This is a genomic window from Hymenobacter sp. BT18, assembly GCF_012273015.1.
Taxonomy (GTDB): Bacteria; Bacteroidota; Bacteroidia; order Cytophagales; family Hymenobacteraceae; genus Hymenobacter; species Hymenobacter lutimineralis.
Genome location: NZ_CP050954.1, coordinates 161,899 through 174,828, shown reverse-complemented (window position 1 = coordinate 174,828; position 12,930 = coordinate 161,899). Strand labels below are relative to the sequence as shown.

The following is a 12,930-nucleotide window of genomic DNA, read 5'->3' as shown; positions in this document are numbered from 1 at the left end:
GAAGCGTGAGACAAAGGTAGGCGTCAAACCGGCCGGGCAACTCAGGGTTTTGGCGCGGTTCGTTTCGGGTACCAGGCGTAGAGCGACCAGGCCCCTTCGCGGCGAAGCAGCTGCAGCTGCCGTTCCCGCACGAAGTCGTCGCCCCGCTCGAAAGCGGCCAGCATGCCGGCGCGGTCTTTCAGGTTGTCGCGGTAGTAGTTGTTGCTGCCGTTGTAGTAGGTGCTATCCAGAAATACGAGGATGGGCCGCTCGTCGAGGCGAGCCAGCAGGGCCGGGTCGGGGCCGGTAGTACTGAAGATGCTGTACAATTGCTGGGCCTGATACGGGGGGGTGCGCACCGCTTTATGGCTCATCAAAGGCAGGTTCGTGAGCACCGAAAGCTGGTAGGTATGGTTGCAGTGCGGGTCGTCCGGGTCCACTGTATAGCTGTAGTCGCCCTCGGAGCCCGCGTGGTAGTAGGGAATCGGTAGAATAGCCTGGTACTGACTCAGGGGCAGGCCGGAAGTCAGGCGGTCCATGTCGGTGCGGGCAGCCGGCCACGTGAGCAGGTTGGGGCGTTGGGTGAACTTGCGGTAAAAGCGCACAGCGGCGGCCAGGTCGGGTATCAGCAGCAAAGCCAGCACCACGGCCAGCACCCGCACGGGCAGTAGGGTTGCGCGGCGGCCCCACTGGGCCAGCAGCCAGACCACCAGCAGATTCAGGGCCCACCAGAACGGCCATACGTACCGCCCGATGGCCCGGAACTGCGTAACCCGCTCGGTGATTTTATGCAGCCAGAACAAGGGGTTGAAGTAGTTGTGGATGACGTAGGCACCGTCTTGCAGCTCGTACCGTTCCCCCAGGGCCATAAACACCATGGGAATGCTGGCCAGCACCAGCAGCCCCAGAAAGCGCCCGTACACGTCGGCCTGCATGTTGGTCTGGGGCTGGCGCTTGAACAGGCGCAGGCCCAGCCACACCACCAGCGTGTACAGCACCATGGCGCCCAGGTACGCCGCCGACTCGTAGGGCACGCTCTCGGTGGGGTCGAACAGGAAGCGGAAGTGGTTTTCGCCCGGGGCCTGGAAGAAGGCGCGGAAATGCAGCTTCCAGCCAATCCAGTCGTAGCCATTACTGCCAGTGGGCCGCTCCGAGTACCGCCCGTCCAGCAGAATAAGCGTGAGGCCCGTAATGGCCCCGGCCACGGCCAGGGTGAGCAGCAGGCGCGAAACTACGGGCCACCAGGGGCGGTTGGCGCGGTACAGGTCCAGGCCCCACACCACGGCAAACAAGCCCACCAGCGCCCCCAGAATAGCCAGGTAGTAAAAGTGCCAGAAGGACGTTACGAAAATGCTGGCTCCCAGCACCAGCAGCCAGCCACGCAGGGGCCGTCCGGCCGCGTGCCGGCTATAGATTTCCTGCAGGGCCCACACCGCTATAAGTACGGCGGGGGCGTACGACAAACTCATGTGGCCCACCTGCAACCGGATAGTTTGCGGCGACAACCAGGGCAAAGCCAGGCAGGCCAGCAGGTGCAGGACCACGGGCAGCCGCCAAGGCCGCAGAATGCGGTGCAGCAGCCCGGTGGCCAGCACCAGCCCGCTGAGGATGACCAGGTCGTAGATATACAGCCCGTAGGGCAGTAGGCCGGGGAAAATGCGTACCAGCACGTGCAGGGCTTCGCTGAGCAGGGGCGTACTATCGGTGTAGTACATGTATTCCCCGAACGGGTAGTTGTGGCCCGTCATGACCATGCCATCGGAGAGGGGCTGCCGCAGAAACATTTCCACGGAATAGTAGCTCTTAATCCCGTCGTAGTGGTCGACAATCAGGTTTTCGCCGGGATGAAAAATGACGATATGAAACGTATAGAGCACCAGCAGCAGTTGTAGCAGTACGCCGACGGGCCCCACCCACCGGGAAACCAGGGAGCTGGCCGGCGGGTTGGCGGAGGTAGATAGCATGGTTCTTATCGAATTGGAAACGGCTGCAATATTCGGTAAAAAGCAGCCGCCTAGCGTTACCCAGTGCCGAACATGCCGCGTCACTGCTTTCTTCCTCCGGCAACCAGCACTATAACCTGGTGCCCCCCGTGCCTCGTACTTCCTAGCGGTAGCCGGCTTTTCCCGGTCCGGCTATCTTGCGCTTTAAACCCGTTTGCGTATGGCTTCCCTGACTTCCGGCAGCTTGCTGATATCCCAGCCCTTCCTGGGCGACCCCAACTTCGAGCGTACCGTGGTGCTGCTGTGCCAGCACGCGGAGGCCGAAGGAACGTTTGGCCTGGTGCTCAACCGCCCGTCTACCCTGGTGCTGGGCGACGTGCTGGAGCTGCCGGACTCGGCGGACACTGCCGTCGGGCAGATTCCGCTGGGCCTGGGCGGCCCCGTCCAGCCCGATTCCCTGCACTATTTGCACCAGCGGGCCGACGTGCCGGGAGCCGCGCCAGTGGGCGACAACGTGTACTGGGGCGGCGACTTTGCAGTCGTCCTGGGGTTGCTGCTTAGCGGGGAGCTGGCTCCCGGGCAAATACGCCTGTACGTGGGCTATTCCGGCTGGACGGCGGGGCAGCTGGCCAGCGAGGTGCAGGAAAATGTTTGGATAGTGCATCCTAATGCTGCCGGGAAAGTATTTACTTTGACTAGTGATGCCCTCTGGCAAGCTATTTTGCGGGAGAAGGGCGGCCGCTACCGCATGCTGTCAAACTACCCGCTGGACCCGCGGCTCAACTAACCCAACGCCGCCGCTTGTCTGTATTGTCCGCCCCGTGCGGACATTGTCCCTGAACTTATGGTACCTGAAAACGAACACCCCGTCCCCAACAACGCTGCCGGTCAACCCGAGGCAGAGTCGCCAATGAGCATTCTGGAGCGCCGCTTGGCCGAAATCAGCGCCAAACAGCCTGCGGCTGCGCCTCCCGTGACCAGTGAGATTACCGAGCAGCCCACCCAGGGTACGCCGCCCATTGCCGAACCCGCCGCTCCCGGCGGCGGCACGGCCGAACCGGCTGCCGCTACCCTGGAACAAGCCCTGCCCAGCCCGAATGCTTCGGCCGAACCAGCCGAGGCCCCTTCGGAACCGCAACGCCGGGCCCAGGAGCATACCGGTACGCAAAACGAAGAAATCCTGGCCGACGAAACTACACCGGAAGCTCAGCCGGAGCCCTTAGCAACGGTTGAAGCCGCGCCGACTGAGTTAGCCGCTGAGGTTCCTGCCCCCGGGGCTGAGGCCGATGGCGCTGGTGCGGCCCCGGAAGCAACTGCTGTCGAAAGCCCCATTTCTTCGGTAGCAGAGGTTTCTGCGCAGGCTACACCTGGGGTGCCGGAAGTAGCCGGGGAGGAGGAGGAAGACTACGTGCCTGAAACGGCCGCCCCCGATTTTGCTACTCTGGATCTGCCGGCGCAGGGGGCGTTTCTGCTCTCTTTGCTGCGCCGCTCCGATGCCCGCCAGAACCGCAAGCAGATTTTTGACCTCAACCGCCAGTACGAAACCGCCCTGGCCGCCGAGCGCGCCGCGGCCCGGCAGCAGTTTATTGCCAATGGGGGCGAGGCCGATGACTTTGCCTACGCCGGGCCAGAGGGGCACGCCGAAGTGGTGAAAGCCCTGCAGGAGTTCCGGGAAAGTCGCACCCGTGATGCGAAAGCGGAAGACGAGCAGCGGGCTAAGAACCTCACCCACAAGCAGTATCTGTTGTCGCAGCTGCGCAGCCTGGTGGAGTCGGCCGAAACCAAGGACAGCTCCGCCCGCATCAAGGCCCTGCAAAACGACTGGAAGGCTACGGGCCCCGTGCCTCAGAAGGAAGCGCAGGAGCTGTGGAACAGCTACCACGCCCTGCTGGATATCTTCTATAACAACCGCGGCCTCTTCTTTGAAATGAAGGAGCTGGACCGCCGTCGTAACCTCGAGGCCAAGGAAGCCCTGGTGACGCGCGCCGAAGCCCTCGGGCAGCAAGCCAGCATCAACAAAGCCCTGCAGGAACTGCGCCAGTTGCACGAGGAGTGGAAGCACATCGGCCCGGTGCCCCAGGAGCAGCGCGACGCCGTCTGGAACCGGTTTCTGGCGGCGTCGGAAAAGGTGCATGATCGTAAAAAGGAATTTCTCAATGCCCGCTCGGCGCAGGAAAATGCTAACCTGACCCGCAAGGCGGAAATTCTGGCGCTGATCAAGCCCTTCGCCGAGTTTCACACCGACCGCGTGAACGAGTGGCGCAGCCAGACCGACGCGCTGCAGAAGCTGAAAGAAGCCTGGGATGCTGCCGGGTTGGTGCCTCGGGAAAAAGCCGAGCAGATCAACAAGCAGTTCTGGGGCGCTTACAAAGGCTTCTTTCAGCGCAAAAACCAGTTCTTCAAAGCCCTGGATGAGGAAAAGAACGCCAACCTCAAGCGCAAGCAGGAGCTGATTGACCAGGCCGAGGCCGCCCTGCAAAACCCAAATTGGGAGGAGGGCCGCGAAATTGTGATTCGCCTGCAGAAAGACTGGAAAACCATTGGCCGCGTGCCGGAAAAACTGTCGGATAAAATCTGGAACCGGTTTCGCACGGCTTGTGATGCTTTCTTTGAGCGTAAGCATGAGGAAGTCCGGCAGCGGGAGCACCAGGCTCAGCAGCTTTCCAAAGAGCAGGCCGGCCGCCTTGAGCAGATTGCCACCACCGTGGACGCCCTCACGCCGGATACGCCAGGCACCTTGGAAGGCTTCCGCGAACTGGTAAGCGAGTGGCAGGCTTCGGCCGGTAGTGGCCCCCGGGCTGATGCCGAACGTGCGGAAGGCCGCTTCCAGGCCCTGATGGGCAAGTACCTGGATACTTTACCGGGGCTTTCCTACGCCGAGCGCTCCGATTTGCTGTTCCAACTGCAGGTAGACCGCCTCAAAGCTTCCGCCGATACCCAGCAGCTATACAAGAAAGAACAGGCGCTGCGCCGCGACATCAACGAGCTGGAAAACGATATTTCTACCCTGAAAACCAATCTGGAGTTTTTTGCCCGGTCCAAGAATGCCGGTCAGCTGCGCCAGGAATACCAGGGCCGCATCGACGAAGCCCAGCAGCGCATCGAGGGGCTTAAGCGCCAGCTGAAAGTAATTCGTAGCTAGCCGATTCCCGTAATAACCAAAACGACAACCCGTCCTGATTCAGGGCGGGTTGTCGTCTTTTAACTGGTATGCTAGCCGCAGCTACTGTGCGTTTAGCTTCCAGTTATAGGCCATTAACCGGATGGGTACAGCTTCTGGAATCGGCCTACTGGCAAAGCGGGCCAGAAACTGCCGTAGGCTGCTATGATTCCGGGCGAAGTCGGCCGCGTACCAATTCCCATGCCCAACTGCGCGGGGAAACCACTCAAAATTTGCAGTAGAGCTGCACCGGCATGTCTTTACCGCTAAAGAAGTTAGGGTCGATGATTCCGGCCGGCTGGCAATTGTGAGCGTATTTTCTTCGGTAAAATTTGGCTCTTACCAGCGCATACAGTAGGTTTGCGTCATATTTAACGCCTCCTTAGCTCAGCTGGTAGAGCAACTGACTTGTAATCAGTAGGTCGCTGGTTCGATCCCGGCAGGAGGCTCTTAACTCCGAAAGCCCTTTGTAAATCCTGGATTTGCGAAGGGCTTTTTCGTGTTGCGACGCCAAGCGTACCTACTACTTGGCGGCCGCGGGCCAGTAGCGCCATGAGAACGGACCGGCTGGTGGAAGCACTATTAGTTGGGGCCCATGTGGTGTTTTGGGTACGGAGTGGGTTCAGATGCCAGGTTGGGGTGGGGATAAGCCAACGCCAGGACAACCCCGGCCGTAGGAGATACGCATCAACCCACCTACGATCAACCTTATGGCTGCTGCCTCCCGACTTGAACACGACTTTCTTGGTGAACGTACCATTCCGGAGGATGCTTATTACGGCATTCAGACGCTGCGGGCCATCGAAAACTTTCGGATTACGGGTATTCCCCTGAAAACGGAACCGCTGTTTGTGCAGGCGCTGGCGTACGTGAAAAAGGCGGCGGCTCTGGCAAATCAGGAGCTGGGCGTGCTCGACGCTTCCATTGCGGCAGCCATTGCGCAGGCCTGCGACCGGGTTATTACGGGGGAGTTCGACAACCAATTCCTGACGGACATGATTCAGGGCGGCGCGGGCACTTCCGTCAATATGAACGCCAACGAGGTCATTGCCAACGTGGCGCTGGAAATCATGGGCCACCCGAAAGGCCAGTACGAGTTCTGCCACCCCAACAACCACGTCAACTGCTCGCAGTCGACGAATGACGCCTATCCGACGGCTTTCCGGGTAGCACTCAGCAATAAGCTGGTGGGCTACGGGCAGGCTCTGTCGGAATTGGCCGAGGCATTTGCGCAAAAAGGCGAGGAGTTTCGGAATGTGCTCAAGATGGGGCGCACCCAACTCCAGGATGCCGTACCCATGAGCATGGGCGACGAGTTCAAGGCCTTTGCCACCAACCTGCGCGAAGAGCTGCTGCGCATCGAAGACAGCCGCCAGCTCATCAGTGAAATCAACATGGGCGCTACCGCCATTGGTACTGGGGTAAATGCCCCGTCTGGCTACGCGGAGCTGGTTACGCAGCACCTGCGCACCATCACCGGGCTGGACCTGAAACTAGCCGGCGACCTGATTGAGGCCACCTACGATACCGGAGCCTACGTCCAGCTTTCGGGCGTGCTCAAGCGGACTGCCGTGAAGCTTTCCAAAATATGTAACGATTTGCGCCTGCTTTCCTCCGGGCCGCGTACGGGGCTGTTCGAAATCAACCTGCCGCCCCTGCAGCCGGGCTCCAGCATTATGCCGGGCAAAGTAAACCCGGTGGTGCCAGAAGTAGTCAACCAAACGGCATTCTACGTTATTGGGGCCGACCTGACGGTGACCATGGCAGCGGAAGCGGGCCAGCTACAATTGAATGTAATGGAGCCGGTTATTTCCTTTGCCCTGTTTACCTCTATTTCCTACCTCACCAATGCCTGCCACACCCTGCGCGAGAAGTGCGTGGTGGGCATTACAGCCAATGCGCAGCGGGCCGAGGAGCTGGTGCGCAACAGCATTGGCATCGTTACGCAGCTAAACCCCGTGCTGGGCTACGAAACCGCGGCCGAAATTGCCAAGGAAGCTTTGCGCACGGATAAGTCCGTGTACGCCATTGCCGTGACGGAGCGCCAGTTGCTGACCCAGGAAAAGTGGGATGAAATCTTCACCTTCGAGAACATGATTCGCCCGGGCTTTATTCAGTAGCTGGGTCAGGGTTTAGGCAAGAGGGCGTCGGCGGCAATAGTCTGCGCGCGGTTCCGTTCTTTTGCAGCTCACTGAGGCTACTGCTGGCTATGTCCCTATCTTCTTCCCATCTGATTGCCCGCACGGCCGATTTCGTGCGGGAGAAATTTCTGCACGAAGGCTCCGGGCACGACTGGGAGCACATCCGCCGAGTTTGGCAGGTGGCCCGCGCCCTGGCCCAGGAAACACCCGGTGCCGATCCTGTGGTGACGGAGCTGGCCGCCTTGCTGCACGATGTGGCCGACTGGAAATTCCACGACGGAGACGAAGAGGCGGGTCCCCGGGCCGCCCGGGCCTGGCTGCAGGAACTGGCCGTAGAAGAGCCGGTTATTTCGCACATAGAAACGATTATCCGGGAAATCAGCTTTAAAGGCCTGGGCGTGCCCACCCCGATGAGCACGCCGGAAGGGGAGCTGGTGCAGGACGCCGACCGCCTCGATGCCATTGGCGCCATTGGCGTCGCCCGCGCGTTTGCCTATGGGGGCCACAAAGGCCGGCCTTTGCACGACCCCAGTGTACCGCCCGTGGTGCACGACTCGTTCGAGAGTTACAAGAAAAACGCGGGGCCCACCATCAACCACTTCTACGAAAAGCTGCTGTTCCTGCACGAGCGGCTGCATACCGCGGCCGCGCGCCGGGTGGCCCGGCAGCGCCAGCAGTTCATGGAAGACTTTCTCGCGCAGTTCCTCAGTGAGTGGGAGGGACGCGACCTGGCGCCGGCCCTGGATAACCCCGTCACGAATCGTACTTTTACTTCATGATTAGTCGCTTATTTGTTCGTGCCGGCGCGGCGCTGATAGTCGTGTTGCTGGCAGCTTCCTGCCGTACTTGCCCCATTGCTTCCTGCCATACCCGCAAGGCGCATCCCCACAATGGGGTGCGTTACCGGGGGCAGCCGCTCTGGAAAAAACAGAACCCCGCCATCGGCGAAAAAATCAAAGTGCACGATCAGAAAGACGGGCGCCACAAATCAGATAAAAGCAAGCCGAAAACCTAGCAGAACTAGGCAAAACGGCCATTTTTTTGTATCTTGCAGGCTTAATCCTGTAACCGCCGACACCCTCCAGAGTGGAGTGTATGTCGGCCTTCCCGACCTCTTATGGCAGAAGCAGAAGGCGAGAGAATCATCCCAATTAACATTGAAGATGAGATGCGCGGCGCCTACATCGACTACTCGATGTCGGTTATCATTTCCCGGGCGTTGCCCGATGTGCGTGATGGACTCAAACCCGTACACCGCCGCGTACTCTACGGCATGAGTGAACTGGGCGTTTCCTACAACAAATCCTACAAGAAAAGCGCCCGTATCGTGGGCGAAGTGCTGGGTAAGTATCACCCCCACGGCGATACCAGCGTGTACGATACCATGGTACGCATGGCCCAGGACTGGAGCCTGCGCTATCCACTGGTAGATGGGCAAGGTAACTTCGGCTCGGTGGACGGCGACTCGCCGGCCGCTATGCGTTACACCGAAGCCCGCCTCAAGCGCCTGGCCGACGAAATGCTGGGCGACCTGGACAAGGACACCGTGGACTTCCAGCCCAACTTCGACGACTCGCTGGAAGAGCCGAGCGTGATGCCGGCTAAATTCCCGAATCTGCTGGTGAACGGCACCTCGGGTATTGCCGTGGGTATGGCCACCAACATGGCGCCCCACAACCTGACGGAGGTTGTGAACGGTATCGTGGCCTACCTCGATAATCCGGATATCACCATCGCCGAGCTCATGGAGTACGTGACGGCGCCGGACTTTCCCACGGGCGGTATCATCTACGGTTACGAAGGCGTAAAGCAGGCCTTTGAAACCGGCCGCGGCCGCGTGGTGGTTCGGGCAAAAGCAACCTTCGAGACCACCCCCTCCGGCAAGGAGCAGATTGTGGTGACCGAGATTCCCTACATGGTGAACAAGGCCTCCATGATCGAGAAAACGGCGGCCCTCATCAACGAGAAGAAAATTGAGGGTATTGCCGACCTGCGGGATGAGTCGGACCGGGACGGTATGCGCATTGTGTACGACCTGAAGCGCGACGCCATGCCCAACGTGGTGCTCAACAACCTGTACCGCTATACCCAGCTGCAGTCATCCTTCGGCGTGAACAATGTAGCCCTGGTGAAAGGCCGGCCGCTGACGCTGAACCTGAAGGACCTCATTCACCACTTCGTAGAGCACCGGGCTGAGGTAGTAGTTCGCCGGGCGCGTTTCGAGCTGGCCGAAGCCCAGAAGCGGGCCCACATCCTGGAAGGGCTGCTGATTGCTCTCGACCACCTGGACGAGGTTATTGCCCTGATTCGCAGCTCCCGTGACCCCGAGGTAGCCCGCGCCCAGCTCATTGAGCGTTTCTCGCTGAGTGAAGTGCAGGCTCGTGCCATTCTGGATATGCGCCTGCAGCGCCTGACTGGCCTGGAGCGCGACAAGATTGTAGCCGAGTACGAGGAGCTGATGAAGCTCATCGACCACTTGAAAGCGGTGCTTTCCTCGGAAGATCTGCAGCGGCAGATCATCAAGGACGAGCTCTACGATATCCGGGAGCGGTACGGCGACAAGCGCCGCACGGCCATTGAGTACGCCGGCGGCGACTTCTCGATGGAAGACATGATTGCCGACGAGAGCATGGTGATTACCATCTCGCGGGAAGGGTACATTAAGCGCACCGCCCTCGACGAATACCGGAGCCAGGGCCGGGGAGGCGTTGGAGCTCGTGGTGCCAGCACCAAAACCGACGACTTCACCGAGCATTTGTTCGTGGCCACCACGCACGAGTACCTGCTGTTCTTTACGGAACTGGGCCGAGTATTCTGGCTAAAGGTGTACGAGGTGCCGGAAGGAGGGAAGGCCACCAAAGGCCGCCCGATTCAGAACCTCATCGAGATTCCCCGCGAAGACAGTGTGCGCTCCGTCCTGAACGTGCGCGGCCTGCGCGACCCGGATTACCTGGAAAATACCTTCCTGATGTTCTGCACCGAGCAGGGAACGGTAAAGAAAACGCCGCTGGAGGCATACTCGCGCCCCCGCGCCGCTGGTATCAATGCCATTACCATCAACGAAGGCGACCGGCTGCTGGACGTGCAGCTCACCACGGGCAGCAGCGAGATTATCGTGGCACTGCGGTCGGGGAGAGCGGTCCGCTTTAACGAAAGCAAAGTGCGCTCGATGGGCCGCAATGCCGCCGGCGTGCGGGGTATTACCCTGGCCGATGACGGCAGCGACCGGGCCATTGGCATGGTGTGCGTGTCGGACGAAGCCCAGGAACTGCTCGTCGTTTCCGAAAATGGCTACGGCAAGCGTAGCTCCCTGGATGAGTACCGTATTACCAACCGCGGGGGCAAGGGCGTACGCGCCATGAAGATTACCGACAAAACCGGTGCGCTGGTGGCCATTAAAGCCGTGGTGGACACCGATGATCTGATGATCATCAACCGCTCCGGCATCACTATTCGCTTGCGGGTAGCCGAGCTCCGTACCATCGGTCGGGCTACGCAGGGCGTGCGGCTGCTGCGCATCAGCGAGGGCGACGCTATTTCTTCAGTAGCCAAAGTGCAGGCTGAGGAAAAAGCCGAAGAGGCTGAGGATCTGGCTTCTGAGGCAGCAGCTGAAACCGGGCTGGAAGCGGCTCCGGGCGGGCTGGCGCCGGACCTGGAAGCGCTGATTGAGCCTGATTCGCTCAGCGCTAATTAACTTGCAGCGGCAGAACTCGGAAGCGGGTTCTGCCGTTTGCTTTGGCACTCACCCTAATCCTAATTTTTTTCTTCACCAGAAACCCAATGAAGAAGTTCCTCCTGACCATTGTAGCAGCGTGTGCTATGCAGGCTGCTATGGCACAAAACTCGGCCGTTACCAACGCAGTACTGTACCAGCGCCAGGGTACCCTGGACAAAGCCCGTACGGAAATTGATAAAGCCGTAGTAAATGAAAAAACCAAGGGCAAAGCCAAAACCTGGTATACCCGCGGCGAAGTGTACGAAGGCATGGCTGCCAGCCCAATTTACGGCAAAGGTCTGCAGCCGGGCGAAGGAGCCAAAGTAGCATTTGAGTCGTACCAGAAGGCCATTGAGCTGGAAGGTAAGGACAGCGAGTATGGTAAACTGGCCGTAGGCAAACTCGACAACCTCTACGGTATGGCCCTGAATGCCGGGGTGGAAAGCTACAACGGCAAGAAGTACGATGAAGCCATCAACTCCTATAAAATGGCCCAGCAAATCCGGCCACAGGACACCACGGCATTTTTGTACGCTGCCTATGCATCCGAAGCAAAGGAAGACTTTGCCGGGGCTAAGGAAAACTACAATAAGCTGATGGCCATCAACTACAAGTCGCCGCAGATGTATGAGCGTTTGTTGCTGATTGCCCGGCAGGAGAAAGATGAAAAAGCGGCTTTGGCCGTCGTTCAGCAAGCCCTGCAGGCGTATCCTAACAACAAGGTCTTTATGATTGAGGAGTTGAACATGCTTCTCAGCTCGGGCCAGGGCAAACAGGCCCTTGATAAGATTGACCGGGCCATTGCAGCAGATCCAACCAATGCCAATCTGTATGCCGTGAAAGGCTCGATTCTGGATCAAAACAAACAGACGGAACAAGCCTTTGCAGCGTACAAGAAAGCGGTTGAAGTTGATCCAAATAATTTTGACGCGCAGTTCAACCTCGGGGTATACAACTTCAACAAGGGCGCCGATCTGTACACTAAGGTTAGCCGGATGGATCAGGCCGCTTATATGAAGTCGGGTAAGAAAATGGAGGTAGACGGCAAGAAGTATTTCGAGCAGGCACTGCCATATTTTGAAAAGGCGCTGCAGCTGCAGCCCAAGGACCAAGCTACCATCAAATCGTTAAGCCGGGTATATACGACGCTGAAGCGAAATGCTGATGCCGAGCGAATGAACAAGATGCTGGATGGCATGAAGTAGGAGAGCACCTGTGCACAGTGAAAACCAGCCGGATTAGTTCATCCGGCTGGTTTTACAAAATACTACTTAACATAATATAAATTATAAGACAGATATATGATGAGTTGTCGGCCTTACAGAATATGTACTTCGGATACTTTATCCAGCGAGAATTAACAGGAAAAGCAGTAGCCAACCGAGAAGTTAGCATCTGTAATGTCCTTATATGTGCATGTAGTGAAGTTCCTTGGCTGCCTCAATGAGCCCGATAGATTAACTCTACCCCGTGGATATATAAGTTCATGCTTCTAGGCCAGCCAGTTTGATGTACACAGATTTTCTTCAACAAGCTCGACTTAGTATCTAGCGTTTTTATTCGACCACGCAGCTTTCTAGTCTTTTTAAGAAGGACACAACTCAATTTAGCCTTAATGAATACCTGGCTGTACTGTGCGCGTCATGCAAATACTGTTGGATTGAGGTTAATGTGAGTTATAGGTTATTTAGGCTCATGGTAGCGGGATATGTTTCTAATAGATTATCGGCACACTGCCTGCATGGCCGATTTACACCTGTAGTGCTAGGCGCAGCCTTGCCTAAGGCTACAAAAGTGAAAGTAAATGTGATGCTGTAGAAGTAAGATAACAGCTATCCTCTACCCTTCTAAACGGGTACTCCTGCCCTCCTGCCCCGCCTTACCGTTAGTTTGGTATTTATTTATAGATGTAATGCGTTGTTAGATGCTTTTAGTGCTTTTAGTAGAAGTTTAGGGAGTAATATTTAACAATAGTAATAAAAAGCACAAAAA

The 12,930-nt window shown here is 58.2% G+C and carries 8 protein-coding genes and 1 tRNA gene; 8 read left to right on the top strand and 1 reads right to left on the bottom strand.

Annotated features, from left to right (window positions below):
- Positions 1–41: 41 nt before the first annotated feature.
- On the bottom strand, positions 42–1,943 hold the full coding sequence (locus HER32_RS00775) for a hypothetical protein (protein WP_168679725.1): 1,902 nt from the start codon (positions 1,941–1,943) through the stop codon (positions 42–44).
- A 199-nt stretch (positions 1,944–2,142) separates the two neighbouring features.
- Here HER32_RS00775 and HER32_RS00770 point away from each other — a divergent pair, with 199 nt between their 5' ends.
- From HER32_RS00770 to HER32_RS00735, 8 genes are all read left to right on the top strand, one after another.
- Positions 2,143–2,709: a YqgE/AlgH family protein gene (locus tag HER32_RS00770; RefSeq protein ID WP_149071451.1), complete on the top strand. Its 567-nt coding sequence runs from the start codon at positions 2,143–2,145 to the stop codon at positions 2,707–2,709.
- Positions 2,710–2,766: 57 nt separating this feature from the next.
- On the top strand, positions 2,767–5,064 hold the full coding sequence (locus tag HER32_RS00765; protein WP_149071450.1) for a DUF349 domain-containing protein: 2,298 nt from the start codon (positions 2,767–2,769) through the stop codon (positions 5,062–5,064).
- A gap of 394 nt (positions 5,065–5,458) precedes the next feature.
- Positions 5,459–5,531, top strand: a tRNA-Thr gene (locus HER32_RS00760).
- A 261-nt stretch (positions 5,532–5,792) separates the two neighbouring features.
- A complete protein-coding gene (gene aspA / locus HER32_RS00755) occupies positions 5,793–7,202 on the top strand; it encodes an aspartate ammonia-lyase (RefSeq protein ID WP_168679723.1) in 1,410 nt (469 codons plus the stop codon).
- An 89-nt stretch (positions 7,203–7,291) separates the two neighbouring features.
- Complete coding sequence (locus HER32_RS00750) at positions 7,292–8,002, top strand: HD domain-containing protein (RefSeq protein ID WP_168679721.1); 711 nt, start codon at positions 7,292–7,294, stop codon at positions 8,000–8,002.
- Positions 7,999–8,238, top strand: a complete 240-nt coding sequence (locus HER32_RS00745) for a hypothetical protein (RefSeq protein ID WP_168679719.1) — start codon at positions 7,999–8,001, stop codon at positions 8,236–8,238. Before HER32_RS00750 ends, HER32_RS00745 begins: the two co-directional genes overlap by 4 nt.
- A gap of 102 nt (positions 8,239–8,340) precedes the next feature.
- Positions 8,341–10,917 carry a DNA gyrase subunit A gene (gene gyrA, locus HER32_RS00740; protein ID WP_168679717.1) on the top strand — a complete coding sequence of 859 codons (2,577 nt, stop codon included), beginning with the start codon at positions 8,341–8,343 and terminating at the stop codon, positions 10,915–10,917.
- An 86-nt stretch (positions 10,918–11,003) separates the two neighbouring features.
- Positions 11,004–12,143: a tetratricopeptide repeat protein gene (locus HER32_RS00735; RefSeq protein ID WP_149071446.1), complete on the top strand. Its 1,140-nt coding sequence runs from the start codon at positions 11,004–11,006 to the stop codon at positions 12,141–12,143.
- Positions 12,144–12,930 lie beyond the last annotated feature (787 nt).